17 protein-coding genes are annotated in these 18,400 nt (G+C 66.6%); 10 read left to right on the top strand and 7 right to left on the bottom strand.

What is annotated here, in order from left to right:
* Positions 1-15: 15 nt before the first annotated feature.
* On the bottom strand, positions 16-1,668 hold the full coding sequence (gene groL, locus G3W89_RS06175) for a chaperonin GroEL (protein WP_162573262.1): 1,653 nt from the start codon (positions 1,666-1,668) through the stop codon (positions 16-18).
* An 85-nt stretch (positions 1,669-1,753) separates the two neighbouring features.
* Positions 1,754-2,047 (bottom strand): co-chaperone GroES, encoded by a 294-nt coding sequence (gene groES, locus G3W89_RS06180; RefSeq protein WP_162573263.1) that lies wholly within the window; start codon positions 2,045-2,047, stop codon positions 1,754-1,756.
* Positions 2,048-2,666: 619 nt separating this feature from the next.
* Between groES and G3W89_RS33470 the strand changes: the two genes are divergently transcribed.
* From G3W89_RS33470 to G3W89_RS06190, 3 genes are all read left to right on the top strand, one after another.
* Positions 2,667-2,792: a hypothetical protein gene (locus tag G3W89_RS33470; RefSeq protein ID WP_269474943.1), complete on the top strand. Its 126-nt coding sequence runs from the start codon at positions 2,667-2,669 to the stop codon at positions 2,790-2,792.
* A 340-nt stretch (positions 2,793-3,132) separates the two neighbouring features.
* Positions 3,133-5,253, top strand: coding sequence for a TonB-dependent receptor family protein (locus G3W89_RS06185; protein WP_162573264.1), 2,121 nt, complete (start codon positions 3,133-3,135; stop codon positions 5,251-5,253).
* A 28-nt stretch (positions 5,254-5,281) separates the two neighbouring features.
* Positions 5,282-5,917 (top strand): phosphoribosyltransferase, encoded by a 636-nt coding sequence (locus G3W89_RS06190; RefSeq protein ID WP_162573265.1) that lies wholly within the window; start codon positions 5,282-5,284, stop codon positions 5,915-5,917.
* A gap of 25 nt (positions 5,918-5,942) precedes the next feature.
* Here G3W89_RS06190 and metK read toward each other — a convergent pair whose 3' ends face one another.
* Positions 5,943-7,124: a methionine adenosyltransferase gene (gene metK / locus G3W89_RS06195; RefSeq protein WP_162573266.1), complete on the bottom strand. Its 1,182-nt coding sequence runs from the start codon at positions 7,122-7,124 to the stop codon at positions 5,943-5,945.
* Between the two features lie 183 nt (positions 7,125-7,307).
* Between metK and G3W89_RS06200 the strand changes: the two genes are divergently transcribed.
* Both G3W89_RS06200 and G3W89_RS06205 read left to right on the top strand, forming a co-directional pair.
* Positions 7,308-8,201: a lysophospholipid acyltransferase family protein gene (locus G3W89_RS06200; protein WP_162573267.1), complete on the top strand. Its 894-nt coding sequence runs from the start codon at positions 7,308-7,310 to the stop codon at positions 8,199-8,201.
* Positions 8,198-9,082 carry an LpxL/LpxP family acyltransferase gene (locus G3W89_RS06205; protein ID WP_162573268.1) on the top strand — a complete coding sequence of 295 codons (885 nt, stop codon included), beginning with the start codon at positions 8,198-8,200 and terminating at the stop codon, positions 9,080-9,082. The genes G3W89_RS06200 and G3W89_RS06205 overlap by 4 nt, the downstream gene beginning before the upstream one ends.
* Here G3W89_RS06205 and G3W89_RS06210 read toward each other — a convergent pair.
* Both G3W89_RS06210 and yihA read right to left on the bottom strand, forming a co-directional pair.
* Complete coding sequence (locus tag G3W89_RS06210; protein ID WP_162573269.1) at positions 9,076-9,990, bottom strand: alpha/beta fold hydrolase; 915 nt, start codon at positions 9,988-9,990, stop codon at positions 9,076-9,078. The genes G3W89_RS06205 and G3W89_RS06210 overlap by 7 nt on opposite strands.
* On the bottom strand, positions 9,987-10,724 hold the full coding sequence (gene yihA / locus G3W89_RS06215; protein ID WP_162573270.1) for a ribosome biogenesis GTP-binding protein YihA/YsxC: 738 nt from the start codon (positions 10,722-10,724) through the stop codon (positions 9,987-9,989). Before yihA ends, G3W89_RS06210 begins: the two co-directional genes overlap by 4 nt.
* A 72-nt stretch (positions 10,725-10,796) precedes the next feature.
* Here yihA and G3W89_RS06220 point away from each other — a divergent pair, with 72 nt between their 5' ends.
* From G3W89_RS06220 to G3W89_RS06240, 5 genes are all read left to right on the top strand, one after another.
* Positions 10,797-11,474, top strand: coding sequence for a c-type cytochrome (locus tag G3W89_RS06220; protein WP_162573271.1), 678 nt, complete (start codon positions 10,797-10,799; stop codon positions 11,472-11,474).
* A 104-nt stretch (positions 11,475-11,578) separates the two neighbouring features.
* Positions 11,579-13,714, top strand: coding sequence for a cytochrome c biogenesis protein ResB (locus G3W89_RS06225; protein WP_162573272.1), 2,136 nt, complete (start codon positions 11,579-11,581; stop codon positions 13,712-13,714).
* A 56-nt stretch (positions 13,715-13,770) separates the two neighbouring features.
* Positions 13,771-15,087, top strand: coding sequence for a c-type cytochrome biogenesis protein CcsB (gene ccsB / locus G3W89_RS06230; protein ID WP_162573273.1), 1,317 nt, complete (start codon positions 13,771-13,773; stop codon positions 15,085-15,087).
* A gap of 117 nt (positions 15,088-15,204) precedes the next feature.
* A complete protein-coding gene (gene msrP, locus G3W89_RS06235; RefSeq protein ID WP_162573274.1) occupies positions 15,205-16,203 on the top strand; it encodes a protein-methionine-sulfoxide reductase catalytic subunit MsrP in 999 nt (332 codons plus the stop codon).
* Positions 16,204-16,210: 7 nt separating this feature from the next.
* Entirely contained in the window at positions 16,211-16,855 is a 645-nt protein-coding gene (locus tag G3W89_RS06240; protein ID WP_162573275.1) for a sulfite oxidase heme-binding subunit YedZ, read from the top strand.
* A 12-nt stretch (positions 16,856-16,867) separates the two neighbouring features.
* Here G3W89_RS06240 and lysA read toward each other — a convergent pair whose 3' ends face one another.
* Positions 16,868-18,148, bottom strand: a complete 1,281-nt coding sequence (gene lysA / locus G3W89_RS06245; RefSeq protein ID WP_162573276.1) for a diaminopimelate decarboxylase — start codon at positions 18,146-18,148, stop codon at positions 16,868-16,870.
* Complete coding sequence (gene lptM / locus G3W89_RS33630) at positions 18,145-18,396, bottom strand: LPS translocon maturation chaperone LptM (RefSeq protein ID WP_162573277.1); 252 nt, start codon at positions 18,394-18,396, stop codon at positions 18,145-18,147. Before lptM ends, lysA begins: the two co-directional genes overlap by 4 nt.
* Positions 18,397-18,400 lie beyond the last annotated feature (4 nt).

The following is an 18,400-nucleotide window of genomic DNA, read 5'->3' on the forward strand; positions in this document are numbered from 1 at the left end:
AAGTGCCGGGCCGTCTTACATGCCCATGCCGCCCATGCCACCCATGCCGCCCATGTCGGGCATGCCGCCGCCGGCAGGCGCTTCGTCCTTCGGCGCTTCGGCGATCATGGCTTCCGTCGTCAGCAACAGCGAGGCCACCGAGGCGGCGTTCTGAAGTGCGGTGCGGGTCACCTTGGTCGGGTCCAGGATGCCCAGCTCGAGCATGTCGCCGTAGGTGTCGTTCTGCGCATTGAAGCCGTAGTTGCCCTTGCCGGCCAGAACTGCGTTCACCACCACGCTGGCTTCGCCGCCGGCGTTGAACACGATCTCGCGCAGCGGCGCTTCGATGGCCTTGAGCACCAGGCGGATGCCGGCGTCTTGATCAGCGTTGTCGCCCTTGAGCTTGTCGCCCACAGCTTGCTTGGCGCGCAGGAGCGCCACGCCGCCGCCGGCCACCACGCCTTCTTCCACTGCAGCGCGGGTGGCGTGCAGGGCGTCTTCGACGCGCGCCTTCTTTTCCTTCATCTCGACTTCGGTGGCGGCGCCAACCTTGATCACCGCCACGCCGCCGGCCAGCTTGGCCACGCGCTCTTGCAGCTTCTCGCGGTCGTAGTCGCTGGTGGCTTCCTCGATCTGCACGCGGATCTGCTTCACGCGGGCTTCGATGTCGGCACCGGCGCCGGCGCCGTCGATGATGATGGTGTTTTCCTTGCCCACTTCGATGCGCTTGGCTTGGCCGAGGTCAGCCAGCGTCACCTTCTCGAGCGTCAGACCCACTTCTTCGGCGATGACCTTGCCGCCCGTCAGGATGGCGATGTCTTCCAGCATGGCCTTGCGGCGGTCGCCGAAGCCAGGCGCCTTGACGGCCACGACCTTCAGGATGCCGCGGATGGTATTCACCACCAGGGTCGCGAGGGCTTCGCCTTCGACTTCCTCGGCGATGATCAGCAGCGGACGGCCGGCCTTGGCGACTTGCTCGAGCGTCGGCAGCAGGTCGCGGATGTTGCTGATCTTCTTGTCGAACAGCAGCACGAACGGGTTTTCGAGAATCGCGCTTTGCTTTTCGGGATTGTTGATGAAGTAGGGCGACAGGTAGCCGCGGTCGAACTGCATGCCTTCGACGACTTCCAGCTCGCTGTCCAGCGACTTGCCGTCTTCGACGGTGATCACGCCTTCCTTGCCGACCTTGTCCATCGCGTCCGCGATGATCTTGCCGATGGCTTCGTCGCTGTTGGCCGAGATCGAGCCGACCTGGGCGATTTCCTTCGAGGTGGTGGTGGCCTTCGAAGCCTTCCTGAGCTCTTCGACCAGGGCGGTGACCGCCTTGTCGATGCCGCGCTTCAGGTCCATCGGGTTCATGCCCGCGGCCACGTACTTGAAGCCTTCGCGCACGATGGCCTGGGCCAGCACGGTCGCGGTGGTGGTGCCATCACCGGCGTTGTCCGAGGTCTTGGAGGCCACTTCCTTCACGAGCTGAGCGCCCATGTTCTGGAGCTTGTCCTTGAGCTCGATTTCCTTGGCCACGGACACACCGTCCTTGGTCACGGTGGGGGCGCCGAAGGAGCGCTCGAGCACCACGTTGCGGCCCTTGGGGCCCAGGGTCACCTTGACCGCATTGGCCAGGATGTTCACGCCTTCGACCATGCGTGCGCGGGCTTCGCCGCCGAAGACTACGTCTTTTGCTGCCATGAGATTTCTCCGAAAAAATGTTGACTTGGTCAGTTGGGGACAGAGCAGTCGATCGCTTTGCGCTCGCCGGGTCTGTCCCGCAAAATCACTTCGTTTCGACGACCGCGAACAGGTCGTCTTCCTTCATGACCAGCAGCTCGTCGCCCTCGACCTTGACGGTCTGGCCGCTGTACTTGCCGAACAGCACACGGTCGCCGACCTTGATGTTCAGGGCGATCAGGTCGCCCTTGTCGTTCTTCTTGCCAGGTCCGACGGCCAGGACTTCGCCCTGGTCGGGCTTCTCGGCGGCGTTGTCGGGGATCACGATGCCCGAGGCGGTCTTGGTTTCGCTTTCAATGCGCTTGACGATCACGCGATCGTGCAAAGGACGAAGTTTCATTTCATCTCCTGGATAAGAAACGGGGTTCGGTTTTTGGGCGGCGGCTGGGGGCCGCCTGCCTGGCCACGGAAGCGGAATGTTGTTAGCACTCCTCTTCAGCGAGTGCTAATGATAAGCGCAAATCTGACGCTTTCAAGAGCCTCCGAGAACGTTTAGCGGGGGCTACCGCCGTCACTCGCCCAAGGCGCAGCGCCGGTGCCATCGCACCACGCGGTGTCCGCAGCAGCGGTCCACGATGCGTGCAGCCCGTTCCTGTTCACCGTGAATGTCCCAGCGCCTGTCCACCCAAATCATGGCCTCGTAGAGGTCATCCGGTCGCCCGTCGAGTCGAACTTGTCCAGCAGAGCCTTGGGGAGTGCCCGCTTCGAAAACTCATCGCCGCTCGCAGCTTCGTTGCGCAGCAGATCGAGCCGGGATTGGCCCGCAGTCCCCGCGGCAGGGCCACGTGTTCACGCCGCTGCGCGGCGAGCAGTGGGAGGTCGAGGTCAAGTACGAGCCCGCCAGCCGCAGCATCGCCTTCAGCGCGGCGGCTTCTGACCGAGCTGCTCGTCGAGTTCGGTGTAGTTGTAGTGCGCCGTGACGTCGAGGTTGGGCGTGATTCACCGTGGGCGCCACCGGCATGATCAACACGTGGGCCGACCTGGTGATCAAGTACTGGCAGTACGAGATGATGGTGGCGATGTCGTGCTGGGCAGTGGCCTCTACCTATGGCTCAGGCGCGGCAAGGCCGTGCCTGCCGGGGTGACGCCAGTTGTACCGGGGCAGGGCACGCAAGCGGCCCCGAGGGCACGCCCGGGCGTGACGGCGAAGGCGAGGTCATGACGAAGCCGCGCCATCCTTTCTGGCACCTGTGGGGTGGCCGACCCTGCTGGGCGTGCTCACGTCCGTCGGCTTGGTGTCGGCGCTCTTCAGCGATGGCGGACTGGGCGATGCAGTGGCCTGGGTCGCACTTGGCATTCCGACCTGCGCGGGCTTCTGGTACGGCTGGCGGCGGCCGCGCAAAGGCTTCTGGTTTCGAGACGTACCCAGCGCCCTAGGGTCTTGCCCACCACGGCCACGCGGCTGCCAACCCCAGAATGGCCGCGATGAAATCCAGCCTCTCCGCGGCCGGCCTGCTCGCCGCCGTTTCCTGTGCCACCCAGGCGCAAGATGCTCTGCCCGCGCCCATGCTGCGCGAGATCACCGTGTCCACTCCGCGCGGCGAGGTGCGGTCTTTCGACGTGCCGGGCTCGGTCGACCGCGTCGATGGCAGCGAGATGCGCGACGCGCGGCTCGGGGTGAACCTGTCCGAAAGCCTCGGTGCGGTGCCGGGGCTGCAGCTCCAGAATCGCCAGAATTACGCGCAGGACCTGCAGCTGTCCATCCGTGGCTTCGGCGCGCGCTCCACCTTCGGCGTGCGCGGCGTGCGCCTCTACGTGGACGGTATCCCGGCCACGCTGCCGGACGGCCAGGGCCAGACCTCCAACATCGACATCGGCTCCGTCGACCGGGTCGAGATCCTGCGCGGGCCTTTCTCTGCGCTCTATGGCAATTCGTCCGGCGGCGTGGTCCAGGCCTTCACCGAGGAAGGGGAGGGGCCACCCACGTTCGGTTTCTCGTCGGCCGGCGGCAGCTTCGGCACCTGGCGTGTTGGCAGCAAGCTCAGCGGTTCGGCCGGCACGGTCGACTACACGCTGAGTGCGAGCCGCTTTCACACAGACGGCTGGCGCGAGCACAGCGCTGCGGACCGCGAGATCCAGAACGGCAAGCTGGGCTTTCGGATGGACGACGGCAGCAAGCTCACGTTGGTCTTCAACAGCGTGCATGTCTACGCGCAGGACCCGCTGGGCCTGTCGGCCGAGCTGTACGCGCTCGACCCGCGCGGCGCCCCCCTGGCAACGCAGTTCGACACGCGCAAGACGGTCGACCAGCAGCAACTGGGCCTCACGTACGAGCGCCGCATCGATGCGCGCAACGCGCTGCGTCTGATGGTGTACGGCGGGCAGCGCAGCACCGTGCAGTTCCAGTCGATTCCGCCTTCTCCTGCGCAAGTGGACCCGCGGCATGCCGGTGGCGTGATCGATCTGGCGCGCGATTACGGCGGTGTGGACCTGCGCTGGAGTGCCAACCTGGAATTGGCCGATCGGCCCTTCGACCTCGTTGCCGGCTTGGCCTACGACAACTTGCGGGAGCAGCGCCGCGGCTTCGAGAACTTCTTCGGACGCGCGGCGGCGCCGCTGGCGCTCGGCGTCCAGGGCAGGCTGCGCCGCGACGAGCGCAACGAGGTACGCAACCTCGATCCCTATGTGCAGGGCAGCTGGCGCTTCGCCGAGCGCTGGACGCTGGAAGCCGGTGTGCGCCGCAGCAATGTGCGCTTCTCTTCGCGCGACCTCTACATCCTCGGCCCCAACGGAGACGACAGCGGCAGCGCGCGCTATGGCAAGACCCTGCCGGTGGCCTCGCTGCGCTACCAGGCCATGCCCGACCTGGCGCTCTACGCCTCCGCGGGCCGTGGCTTCGAGACTCCGACGCTCAACGAGCTGTCCTACCGCGCCGATGGCACCGGCGGGCTCAATTTCGGGTTGCAGCCCTCGGTCAACACCAGCGTCGAGGTCGGGGCGAAGGCGCGCCTCGCCGGCGGGCTGCTGACCGCGGCTCTGTTCCGGACCCGCACGCGGGACGAGATCGTGACCAACACCAACATCGGCGGCCGCGCCACCTTCCAGAACGCCGGGCGCACAAAGCGGGATGGCTTCGAACTTGCCTGGCAGCACGAGACGCTGGACCACTGGCGCACGCAGCTGGCCTACACCTGGCTCGACGCGCGCTACCGCGATGGCTTCTGTTCTCCTTCGCCCTGCAGCGCGGGCACCACGGTGCCCGCCGGCAAGCGCATCCCGGGAATTGCCGAGCACGCGCTCTTTGCCTCCTTCGGCTGGGTGCCGCCCGAGGGTTGGCGCGCCGGCGCCGAGCTGCGCGCGCTCAGCGGCATCGCTGCCAATGACCGCAACAGCGCCCGCATGCCGGGCTATGCGGTGGCGTCGCTCTACGCCGGGTACGTGAAGCGCTGGGAGCGCTGGGACCTCAACGCCTTCGCGCGGATCGACAACCTCTTCGACCGGCGCTATGTCGGGTCGGTGATCGTGAACGAGGGCAACGCGCGCTACTTCGAACCTGCCCTGGAGCGCAACTGGACGCTCGGCGTCGGGGCGGCGTATCGTTTCTGAAATCCCGCTGCCATGACGAGGAGCGCAGATGGAATTCAAGGACCGATACGAGGCGGGCCGCATGCTCGCGAGCGCACTGGAGGCGTACCGCGGCCAGTCTGATGTGGTGGTGCTGGCGCTGCCGCGCGGCGGGGTGCCGGTGGCCTGGGAAGTCGCCCGGGCGCTACAGGCATCGCTGGATGTGCTGGTGGTGCGCAAGCTCGGTTTCCCGGGGCAGGAGGAGCTCGCGATGGGCGCGATCGGGCCCGGGGGCGTGCGCGTCATGTCCGATGTCCCGCCGATGTGGCCGGTGTCCGAGGCGGAAGTGCAGCAGGTGATCGAACGCGAGCAGGCCGAGCTGGCGCGCCGCGAGCGGCTCTACCGCGGCGAGCGCCCGCCGCTGGCGCTGACCGGGCGCGTCGTCCTCCTGGTCGACGATGGCCTTGCCACCGGCGCCACCATGCACGCGGCCGTGCTTGCGGTGCGCGCAATGCAGGCGCAGCGCATCGTGGTGGCGGTGCCCGTGGGCTCGAGAGAGGCCGTGCAACTGCTCAACACAGTGGCGGACGAAGTCGTCTGTGCCCACGTGCCAGAGCCGTTTCGCGCGGTGGGCATCTGGTACGAGGACTTCGGGCAGACCAGCGACGAAGAAGTACGCCGGCTGCTGCAGGGCGACGGCGCCTGACTCGTCGAGGCGCCCCCTTCGGCTCTCAGCGCCCTGCGGCGGCTCGCAGCGCCGCTGCCTTGCTCGTGTCTTCCCAGGTGAACTCGGGCTCTTCACGGCCGAAGTGCCCATAGGCCGCGGTCTTGCCGTAGATGGGGCGCAGCAGGTCGAGCATCTGGATGATGCCCTTCGGGCGGAGGTCGAAATGCTCCTGCACCAGCTCCGCAAGCTTCTCGTCCGGGATCACGCCGGTGCCTTCGGTGTAGACCGTCACGTTCATCGGGCGCGCCACGCCGATTGCATAGGCGACCTGGATCTGGCACTGGCGCGCCAGGCCCGCTGCCACGATGTTCTTGGCCACATAGCGCGCCGCGTAGGCGGCCGAGCGGTCCACCTTGCTCGGGTCCTTGCCCGAGAAGGCGCCGCCGCCGTGCGGGCAGGCGCCGCCATAGGTGTCGACGATGATCTTGCGGCCGGTCAGGCCGCAGTCGCCCTGCGGTCCGCCGATGACGAAGCGGCCGGTGGGGTTGATCAGGTACTTGGTGTCCTTCAGCCACTCCTTGGGCAGGACCGGCTTGATGATCTCCTCGATGATGGCTTCGTTGAACGAGGCTTTCATCTTGGTCGGCGTCTCGCTCTGGTCCGGATGGTGCTGCGTGGAGAGCACGACCGTGTCGATGCTGTGCGGCTTGCCGTCGACGTAGCGCATCGTGACCTGGCTCTTGGCATCGGGGCGCAGGAAGGGCAGGCGGCCGTCCTTGCGCAGCTGGGCCTGGCGCTCCACCAGCCGGTGGGCGTAGTAGATCGGCGCGGGCATCAGCTCGGGCGTCTCGTCGCAGGCGTAACCGAACATGAGGCCCTGGTCGCCGGCGCCGGTGTTGAGGTGATCGTCGCTCGCGTGGTCCACGCCCTGGGCGATGTCGTTGGACTGCTTGTCGTAGCAGACCATCACTGCGCAGCCCTTGTAGTCGATGCCGTAGTCGGTGTTGTCGTAGCCGATGCGCTTGATGGTGTCGCGCGCCACCTGGATGTAGTCGACGTGGGCGTTGGTCGTGATCTCGCCGGCGAGCACCACGAGGCCCGTGTTGGTCAGCGTCTCGGCGGCGACGCGGCTGCGCGGGTCCTGGGCAAAGATCGCGTCGAGGATGGCGTCCGAGATCTGGTCTGCGACCTTGTCGGGATGGCCTTCGGAGACCGATTCGGAAGTGAAGAGAAAGTCGTTCGCCATGTCGATGAAACTCCAAGCAGTTGAATTGGCGCGTTGCCTATCCATTTGGAGTGTGGCGAACGCTTTAGCAGTGATGTTTAACGTCGCCCTGCAAGTAGTTCCATAACTCAGCGACAATTTCGATTGTATTCGAGCCGCGCGACAGCCCGCGTGCGCGTCCTGGTTTTCACCCCCTCCAACCGGATGATTCTTCTGTTTCGATTGCTCGCCCATGTGCCGCTGCGCTGGATGCATGCCGCTGGCCGCGGCCTGGGCTGGCTGGTGTGGTGGGGTTCGCCCACTTACCGCCAACGCTTCAAGGACAACGCCGAGCACGCCGGCTTCACGCCCGCCCAGTACCGCCCCGCGATCGGCGCCGCTGGCGCGATGGCCGCCGAGCTGCCCTGGCTTTGGGCCCGACCGCAGGGCGAGAGCGTGCTGCCGCGGATCGTGCGCTGGGAGGGAGCGGCGGAGCTGGAGGCGGCGCTGGCGGCGCGCAAGGGCGTGATCGTCGCCTCGCCACACGTCGGTTGCTGGGAGATCCTGGGGCAGGCGCTCGGTGAGCGCTTCGTCGACGCCTACGGCCCGATCACGGCGCTGTTCCGCCCGGCTCGCAAAAAATGGATGGCCGAGCTGATCGGTGCCGGCTCGCGCGAGCGGCGCGGCCTGCAGATGCTGCCCACCAGCGTCGCCGGTGTGCGCGGGCTGATCCGCACGTTGCGGGCCGGCGGGTACACCGGCATCCTGCCCGACCAGGTGCCGCCGCTGGGGCAGGGCGTCTGGGCACCCTTTTTCGGCCGCCCTGCCTACACCATGACCCTGCTGCCGCGCCTGGCGCAGCAGACCGGAGCGCGCGTCTTCTTCGGCGTCTGCGAACGGCTGCCGCGCGGGGCGGGGTATGTGATCCGGCTCACGCCCTACGACGGTACCGCCCTGGGCGACCCGAAGGCCACGCCCGAAGCCGCCGCCGCCGCGATGAACGAAGGCGTCGCGGCGCTGATTCGTGCACTGCCGGGGCAGTACGTCTGGGACTACGCCCGCTACAAGCAGCCGCGTGGCGAGGCGCCCGTGGCGGCCGAAGCGGAGGCCGCGCGATGAGCGTGTTCTCCCGCCTCGGCATTGTCTTCATGCGCACCCTGGCCCATGTCCCGCTGCCGCTGGTCCGCGGCTTCGGCACCGCGCTGGGCCACGTGCTGCACGCTGTCGCCGCGCCGCGTCGGCGTGTCGTTGACGCCAACCTCGCCCTTTGCTTTCCGACCAAATCGCCGGCGGAGCGGCGGCGGATCGCGCGCGAGACCTTCGTCTATGTGGCGCAATCCTGGCTGGACCGCAGCTGGCTCTGGCATGCGCCCGAAAAGACGGTGGCAGCGCGGCTACGAGTGAAGGGCTCGGCGGGCGAAATCGACGAAATCGCCAACGGCAAGGAGCCGATGATCCTCTTCGCGCCGCACTTCTACGGCCTCGACGCGGCAGCCACCGCGCTCACCATGCATACGGCGCGGCCTTCCACCACCATCTACACGACGCAGCGCGATCCGATGGTGGACGAGTGGATTCGCGAGGGCCGCAAGCGCTTCGGCAACGTGATCACGCTCAATCGCGTCGACGGCATCAAGCCGATCATCGCAGGGCTGCGCAAGGGCGGCCTGCTGTACCTGCTGCCCGACATGGACTTCGGGCGCGACCAGACCGTCTTCGTGCCCTTCTACGGCGTGCCGGCGGCCACCGTGCCCTCGTTGTCGCGCTTTGCCCGGCTGGGGCGAGCCAAGGTGGTGCCGATCGTCTCGAAGCTCACGCCCGCCGGCTACGAGATCGAGGTGCTGCCGGCCTGGCAAGACTTCCCGACCGAGGACGTGATGGCCGACACCGCGCTGATGAACCGGCGTCTCCAGGGCTACATCGACACCATGCCTGCGCAGTACTACTGGGTGCACCGGCGGTTCAAGACGCGGCCGGAGGGCGCGGCGCCTGTCTACTGAGTCCGCTGCAGGAAGGCCTCGATCTCGCGGGCAACGAACTCGGGTTGTTCGTGCACGATCCAGTGCGTGGCGTCGGGCACTTTCTTGAGATCGAGCCTGGGCACGTAGTCTTCCAGACCTTCAAGCAAGCCGGGCAGCAGCGCCTTGTCGTCGAGTGCCCAGAAGACGAAGGTGGGTACCTCCACCACCAGCCGTTCGCGCGGCAATTCGGGCAGTTCGGCGGCAGGCTTGCCGGGCAGGGCGGGCTTCATCGGCGTCACGCGATAGAGGTTGCAGGCGCCCGTGAGGCCGTGGTCCCATACTTCGCGGTACTTGGCCATGACCTCCTGCGTCAGCCAGCCGTAGCCCTCCGGCCCGGCCTTCATCTGGGTGAACGAGAGCCACATCCGCTTGTAGTCGTCGGCCGAGAGCAGCGTTTCGGCGTCGGGCCGCGCAAGGAAGTTCATGTAGGCGCTGGCAGCCTGCTGCGCAGGGTTGTCTCGCAGCTCGCGCACGAAGGTGCCCGGATGCGGCGAATTGATGATGACGAGCCGGCCCAGCTTGTCCGCATGCTGATTGCCGTAGCCCCAGCCGAAGGCCCCGCCCCAGTCGTGCGCGACCAGCGCCTCGATGCGGCCGTCCTCGCGCTCGCTTTGCGCGAGCTGCTCGATGTCCTGGATCAGCAGGTGCGCACGATAGGCCGACACCTCGGTCGGGGAACTCGACTTCTCGAAGCCGCGCAGGTTCGGCGCCACGCAGCGCCAGCCGCCGTGCTCTGGCTGGCTGAAATGCTCGAGCAGCTCGTCCCAGATGAAAGCGGCTTCAGGAAAGCCGTGCAGGAAAACCATCAAGGGGCGGCCGGGCTCGCCGGCGGCACGGCAGCTGAGCGTGGTGCCGTTGGGCAGCGCACGGGCAAAGGTCTGGATCATGGCGGGCTGTCTCCTTCGGTCGGTTCTGCGGGCAGCTCGTCCTGCGGATGGGCCCAGCGCCACAGCAGTTCCGCCGCCTCGTCCACTCCCTGTTGCTTCAAGGCCGAGAACAGTTTGACCTCACCGCCGCCGGCCTGCAGTCGCACGATCGACAGCGCCTTGGCGCCGTCCGAACGTGTCAGCTTGTCGGCTTTGGTCAGCAGCACGAGGAACTTCAGGCCCTGCTCGACCCGCGGACGGATCACCTCCAGCAGGATCTCGTCGAGTTCGGTGAGACCATGGCGCGGGTCGCACATCAGCACCACGCCGCGCAGGCTCTCGCGCGTCATCAGGTAGTTACCCATGACTCGCTGCCACCGCAGCTTCGCCTCGCGCGGCACGGCCGCGTAGCCATAGCCCGGGAGGTCGGCCAGCACCGCGTCGTCCACCTTCTGCTTGCCGACGCCGAACAGGTTGATGTGCTGGGTGCGGCCGGGCGTCTTGGAGGCGAAGGCCAGGCGGGTCTGCTGGGTAAGGGTGTTGATGGCGGTCGACTTGCCGGCGTTCGACCGCCCGACGAAAGCGATCTCCGGCAACCCGAGGGACGGCAGATGCTCCAGCTGCGGCGCGCTGGTGAGGAAGTGGGCGGTATGCAGCCAGCCGCGCGCGATGCGGATGCGTTCGGCCACTGCGGCATCCACGACGGTGGCCGTGCGGGAGAGAGGGGCGGCCGGCTTGCGGCTCGGGGTGGTCATGGGTGGAGCCTCGGTAACGGGGCGCCATTGTAGAATCGCGCGGTTTTGCGCCATAAATCCAGAGCCCCCGATATGAAGTTGTTTGCCCGTTTCCTGCTTGCAGCCCTCGTGGGCGCCGCCGTCAGCACCAGCTTCGCGGCCGACGATCCGGAAGGCAAGCCGGCTGCCGCCGCTGCCCCTGCCAAGATTGCCAAGCCCGATCCAGCCAAGGGCGACACCGTCTTCAACAACACCCCGGTCAACAGCCAGAGCTGCGCCTCTTGCCATAACGCCGACGGCAACTCGGCCGTGGCGGCAAATCCCAAGCTGGCGCAACAGCATCCCGAATACATCCTCAAGCAGTTGCAGGACTTCAAGTCCGGCAAGCGCAAGAGCCCGATCATGAAGCCGATGGCCTCGGCCCTGTCGGACGAGGACATGCGCAACGTCGCCTGGTTCGTCGGCTCCAAGAAGGTCAAGCCCGGCTTCGCGAAAGAGAAGGACCTGGTTGCCCTGGGCGAGAAGATCTACCGCGGCGGCATCGGGGAGCGCCAGATTCCGGCCTGCGCCGGCTGCCACAGCCCGAACGGTGCCGGCATCCCGGCCCAGTACCCGCGCCTCGGCGGTCAGCATGCCGACTACACGATGGCGCAGCTCAGCCTGTTCCGCGACGGCACCCGCCAGAACAGCCCTCAGATGACGGGCGTCGCCGCCAAGCTCAACGACCGTGAGATCAAGGCCGTGGCCGACTACATTGCCGGCCTGCGCTGATGGTCCTGCCGCCAGTGTGAACTAACCGCCGATAACAAACCCCAACAGGGCGGGCCGATCCAGCAAGGATGGCCCGCCTTTTTGCTTTCCCCTCCCCCTCATCCATGTCAGCAGTCTCCACCCACGGCCTTCGCGTCCGCCGCGGTCCCCACGCGGTCCGGGCTGCGGTGGAATTGCTGTCGTCGATGCGATTCGCCATCGCGCTGCTGACCGTCATCTGCATCGCATCCATCATCGGCACCGTGCTCAAGCAGCACGAGCCGATCAACAACTACATCAACCAGTTCGGCCCCTTCTGGGCCGAGGTGTTCCGTGCGGCGCGGCTCGATTCGATCTACAGCGCCTGGTGGTTCCTGCTGATCCTGACCTTCCTGGTGGTCAGCACCTCGCTGTGCATTGCCCGCAACACGCCGCGCATCTTCACCGACCTGAAAAACTTCAAGGAGAGCATCCGGGTCCAGAGCCTGCGTGCCTTCGGCCAGCGCGCTGAGACCGCGCTCGACGAAACGCCTGATGCCGCGGCCAACCGCATCGGGCAGCTTCTCGCGGGCGGCGGCTGGAAAGTCAAGCTGCAGCACCGCGACGGCGACGGCTGGATGGTCGCTGCGCGCGCGGGCGGCGCCCACAAGCTTGGCTACATCGCGGCGCACAGCGCCATCGTGCTGGTGTGCCTCGGCGGGCTGCTCGATGGCGACCTGGTGGTGCGCGCCCAGACCTGGTTCAACGGCAAGAGCGTCTACACCGGCGGCGGGCTGATCGCCGATGTGGCGCCGCAGCATCGGCTGTCGCCGAGCAACCCTACTTTTCGCGGCAACATCCTCGTGCCCGAAGGCGGGCAGTCCAGCGTCGCCATCCTGAACCAGGCCGATGGCGTGCTGCTGCAGGACCTGCCGTTCTCGATCGAGCTGAAGAAGTTCATCGTCGACTACTACTCGACCGGAATGCCCAAGCTGTTCGCCAGCGAGGTGGTGCTGCACGACCGCGCGACCGGCGAGCAGGTGCCGGCGCGGATCGAGGTGAACCATCCGGCCAGCTACAAGGGCATCGAGATCTACCAGTCCAGCTTCGACGATGGCGGTTCCACCGTGAAGCTCAAGGCGGTGCCCATGGCGGCCGCAGCCAAGCCCTTCGAGGTCGAGGGCATCATCGGCAACAGTTCGGAGATCACCAACGGCAGCGACCGGCTGACGCTGGAGTACACGGCGCTGCGCGTGATCAATGTCGAGAACTTCGGCGACGCCGGCGCGATGGGCAGCGGCGCCGACGTGCGCAAGGTCGACCTGCGCAACGACATCGAGTCGCGCCTGGGCGCGGCCAACAAGACCAACAAGCCGAAGGTGCTGCGCAACATCGGCCCCAGCATCGGCTACAAGCTTCGCGATGCCGCGGGCCAGGCACGCGAGTACCAGAACTACATGGTGCCGGTAGACACCGGCGACGGCCAGCCCGTGTTCCTGCTCGGCATGCGCGAACGGCCGGAGGAGCCCTTCCGGTATTTGCGGGTTCCGGCCGACGAGCAAGGATCGATGGACGGCTTCGTGCGCATGCGCGCAGCCCTCGCCGACGCGGACACCCGCACGCGGGCGATCGAGCGCTACATCGCGCGTGCCGCCGACCCCAAGCGGCCCGAGCTCGCCGGGCAACTGCGCATCTCGGCCGGCCGCGCTCTCGCGCTGTTCGCCGGAGCCGAGCGCGCGAAGGCCGACGCGGTGAGCGGCGGCGGCTGGCAGGCGATCGCCGAGTTCATGGAGGCGAATGTGCCCGAGGCCGAGCGCGAGCGAGCCGGCGCCGTGCTGGTGCGCATCCTCAACGATGCGCTCTTCGAGGTACTGAACCTCAGCCGTGAGAAGGCGGGCCTGGCGGCCCTGTCGGCCGACGAGAAATCCCAAGCCTTCCTGACGCAGGCGGTGCTGGCTATCAGCGACGCCTACTTCTACCCCGCGCCCGTGGCAATGATGATGACCGACTTCAAGCAGGTGCAGGCCAGCGTATTCCAGGTCGCCCGCGCCCCTGGCAAGAACGTCGTCTATCTGGGGTGCCTGTTGCTGATCGTGGGCATTTTTGCCATGCTGTACGTCCGCGAGCGCAGGCTCTGGGTTTGGCTCGCAAAGGACGCGGGCGGGCGGGGCACGGCGGCCACGATGGCCTACTCGGTCAACCGCAAGACCATCGACAGCGACCGCGAGTTCGAGCGCCTGAAGGACAGGCTGCTCGCCATCGGAAAGAGCGGCTCTTCATGAGCTGCCTGGCCGCTCCCAGGGCGAATACCGTAGCGCATCGCGCGGAGGCTTAAGCAATGACCACCACCACTCTCACGCTGAACGATGGCTTCCTGTCGCGCCGCAACGCTTTCGACTGGGTGTTCGCCGCGCTGGTCGTGGCGGGCGGGCTCTTCGCCTTTTCGCACTATGCAGGCGCGATGGACGTCTACGAAAAGGTGATCCTGCTGGCCGCCATGCCCTTCGCCGTGTGGCTGGGCTGGTTCTGGCGCCCATTGCAGGTGCTGGGAATGGTGGTGGCAGCGGCGGCGTTGCTGGGCATCGTCTCGTACCAGGGCGACCTGGCGCGCGCCGACACCGTTTTCTGGCTCAAGTACTTCCTGTCCAGCCAGTCGGCGATCCTGTGGATGAGCGTGCTCTTCTTCATGAGCACGCTGTTCTACTGGTTTGGCTTCTTTGGCGGCCGCCAGGCCGACACCATGGACCTGATCGGCTCGCGCCTGGCCTGGGCAGCTGTCACCATGGCGCTGATCGGGACGATGGTGCGCTGGTACGAGAGCCATCAACTGGGCCCGGACATCGGCCATATCCCGGTCAGCAACCTCTATGAGGTCTTCGTGCTTTTCTGCTGGCTGACCGCGACCTTCTACCTGTACTTCGAGTCGCGCTACGGCACCCGGGCGCTGGGCGCCTTCGTGATGCTGGTGGTCAGCGCCGCCGTCGGCTTCCTGCTCTGGTACACGCTCGTGCGTGAGGCCCACGAGATCCAGCCCCTGGTGCCGGCCTTGCAGAGCTGGTGGATGAAGCTGCATGTGCCGGCCAACTTCATCGGCTACGGCACCTTCTCGCTGGCGGCGATGGTGGCCTTTGCCTACCTTATCAAGGAGCAGGCGCATGAGACGCGCTGGTACAAGCTCACGCCAATGTGGCTCCTGGGCGTGGCGCTGTGCTTTGTACCGGTGGCATTCCGCCAGCGTGCGCAAGAGGCGGGCGGCAGCTATTGGTTCGTTTACGCGGCCATCTCGGCGCTGATTGCTGCAGGCATCCTGCTGGGCCGCAGGCGCATCGCGGCACGGCTGCCGGCCAACGAGGTGCTCGACGACGTGATGTACAAGTCGATCACGGTCGGCTTTGCCTTCTTCACCATCGCCACCGTGCTCGGCGCGCTGTGGGCAGCCGACGCCTGGGGCGGGTACTGGAGCTGGGACCCGAAGGAAACCTGGGCGCTGATCGTCTGGCTCAACTATGCGGCCTGGCTGCACATGCGGCTGGTCAAGGGCTTGCGGGGCACCGTGGCGGCTTGGTGGGCGCTGGGCGGACTGGCTGTGACCACCTTCGCCTTCCTGGGCGTCAACATGTTCCTGAGCGGCCTGCACAGCTACGGGACCCTGTAGGAGGCGCTGCCCGCAGGTCGGACGGCAGGTTGAAACCGGCGGAACGTCCGGCGCGTAACCGGATCAGCATTGGGAACGAATAGATCCCAGTACAAGCAAAACAGCGAAAGGCGATCCATGTTGATTCGATCCAAGGACCAGGGCTTCATCCACCCGCATCCGAGCGAGATCACGTCGCGCGCGGCCTACGAAGGACGGCGCGACCTGCTCAAGCTGCTGGCCACCGGCGTCGCTGGCGCGGCCATGGCCTCATGGGCCGGGCGCGAGGCGCTTGCCCAGACCGCCACGCCGGGAAAGCTGGCGGCGCTCAAAGGCGAGAAGTCGGCGGTGGCCGGTGCGCAGACGATGGAGAAGCTCACTGACTACAAGGACGCCACCAGCTACAACAACTATTACGAGTTCGGCACCGACAAAGGCGACCCGGTGAAGAACGCCGGCACGCTGAAAACGCGGCCCTGGACAGTGGAAGTCGAAGGGTTGGTCAAGAAGCCGGGGAAGTACGCCATCGAGGACCTGATCAAGCTCAGTGCGCAGGAAGAGCGCATTTACCGGCTGCGCTGCGTCGAGGGCTGGTCGATGGTGATCCCATGGGTCGGCTATTCGCTTGCCGAACTCATCAAGCGCGTCGAGCCGCAGGGCAATGCCAAGTACGTCGAGTTCGTCACGCTGGCCGATCCCAAGACCATGCCCTTCGTCGGCTCGCGCGTCCTCGATTGGCCCTACGCCGAAGGCCTGCGCATGGACGAGGCGATGCATCCGCTGACGCTGCTGACTTTCGGCATGTACGGCGAGGTGTTGCCCAACCAGAACGGCGCGCCCGTGCGCATCGTGGTGCCGTGGAAGTATGGCTTCAAGAGTGCCAAATCCATCGTCAAGATCCGCTTCGTCGAGAAGGAGCCAGGCACCGCCTGGAACAAGGCGGCGGCGCAGGAGTACGGCTTCTATTCGAACGTCAATCCCAACGTGGACCACCCGCGATGGAGCCAGTCCACCGAGCGCCGCATCGGCGACGGTAGCGGACTGTTCGCCAAGCGCCACAAGACATTGATCTTCAATGGGTACGAGGCACAGGTTGGGCAGCTCTACGCCGGCATGGACCTGAAGAAGTTCTACTGAATCCATCATGAACAAGCTGCTGCTGCACCCGGCCGCGAAGCCGCTGGTGTTCGTGCTGTGCCTGCTGCCTTTCGCCTGGCTGGCCTGGGGCGCCTTCACCGATGGACTGGGCGCCAATCCTGCGGAGCACCTGATCCGCTCCACCGGCGACTGGACACTGCGTTTCATCTGCATCGTGCTCGCGGTGACGCCGCTGCGCGTCATGGCCCGGCTCAATGCATTAGCGCGCTTTCGCCGCATGCTGGGCCTGTTCGCGTACTTCTACGTGGTGGTCCATCTGCTGAGCTACAGCCTGTTCGACATGGGCTTCGACATTCCGGAGATCGCCAAGGACATCGCCAAGCGGCCCTTTATCCTGGTGGGCTTCAGCGGCTTCGTGCTGCTCACGCCGCTTGCGGCCACCTCGTTCAACCGCGCGATCAAGGCGATGGGCGCGAAGCGCTGGCAGATGCTGCACAAGTGGGTCTATGTGATCGCTGGCCTGGGCTTGCTGCACTTCTTCTGGATGCGCGCCGCGAAGAACAATTTTGGCGAAGTCTTCGTCTACGCCGCCATCATTGCGGTGCTGCTGGGGTGGCGGGCCTGGAACTTCGCCCGGAACAGGAAAGCGCCGCGGCATGCACCCGCCGGGCGCGTGCAGTTGAGCAAGTGAAGGCGGGGACGCTCAGCCCTCGAACTGCTCGCTGCGCAGCTGGTCCTCGATGCTTTCACGGCGGCGAATCAGCGTGACGCGGTCGCCGCTGACCAGCAACTCGGCTGCGCGGCCGCGGGTGTTGTAGTTGCTCGCCATCGCCATCGAATAGGCACCGGCCGACAGCACCGCCAGGAGGTCGCCGGCCTTCACGTCGAGCGCGCGGTCGCGGCCGAGCCAGTCGCCGCTCTCGCAGACCGGGCCGACGACATCGTAGCTGACGGCCTCGCCTCGACGGGGCGTGACCGGGACGATCCGGTGGAAGGCCTGGTACATCGCGGGCCGCGGCAAGTCGTTCATCGCTGCATCGACGATGCAGAAGTTCTTGGCCTCGCCGGGCTTCGTATAGAGCACTTCGGTCACGCAGACACCGGCGTTGCCGACCAGCGAGCGCCCAGGCTCGACAACCAGGCGCCGCTGGCCGAAGCCGCGCGCGTCGAGGCGCTCGAGCAGTCGCCGCCACAGCGCATCGGCCGCTGGCGGCGTGTCGCCGTTGTAGTCGATGCCCAACCCGCCGCCGAAGTCGAGGTGGTGCAGCGCGATGCCGGCCTTCTCGATCGCCTCGACCAGATCGAGCACCCGTTCCAGCGCCTCGAGGTAGGGCGCGGCCTCGGTGATCTGCGAGCCGATATGGCAATCGATGCCGACCACCCGCAGGCCCTTCAGCGAGGCGGCGTGCCGGTAGATGGCCAGTGCGCGGTCGTGCGCGATGCCGAACTTGTTGCCCTTGAGACCGGTGGAGATGTAGGGATGCGTCTTCGGATCGACGTTGGGATTGATGCGCACGCTGATCGCGGCCTGGCGTCCTTCGTCGAGCGCGACCGCGTTGAGCACGTCGATCTCGGCTTCGCTCTCCACGTTGAAGCAGGCGATGCCTGCCGCCAGCGCTTGCCGCATTTCATGCTTCGTCTTGCCGACGCCTGAGAAGATCACCTTGGCCGGATCGGCGCCCGCTGCGAGAACGCGGGCGAGCTCGCCGCCGGAGACGATGTCGAAGCCGCAGCCCGCCTCGGCAAAGATGCGCAGCACGCCCAATGCGGAGTTGGCCTTGATGGCATAGCAGATCAGCGCGTCGCGCCCTTCGAAGCCGCGCTGGTACGCGGCCAGCGCCTCGAGCATCCATTGCTTCGAGTAGATGAAAAGCGGGGTGCCGTGCTCGCGCGCGAGTTCGGGCAGCGCCGCTGCCTCGACGTGCAGCGTGCCGTTCTTGTATGCGATGAAGGGATGGCCGGGCAGGCGTTCGGCGAGCGTCACTTCGTTCCTTCGCGAGTGGCGGGTGCGCTGCTGGGCGCGGCGGGTGCGGGGGAGGTCCCCGTTCCGGGGCGTGCTGCGCCAGCGGCATCGCGCGACCCGGGGATGAGCAGACCTGGGAGTGTCGCGCGATTCGTCGCGGCCGGTTCGGTGGGCAGGTAGAGCGCACCTTTCTGCCCGCAACCGGCGAGCGCGACCCCGACGATCGCGAGGCCAATCGCGCTCACTAGAATTTGACGAACATTCAGCATGACG

This window comes from Variovorax sp. PBL-H6 (genome assembly GCF_901827155.1).
Lineage (GTDB): Bacteria > Pseudomonadota > Gammaproteobacteria > Burkholderiales > Burkholderiaceae_C > Variovorax.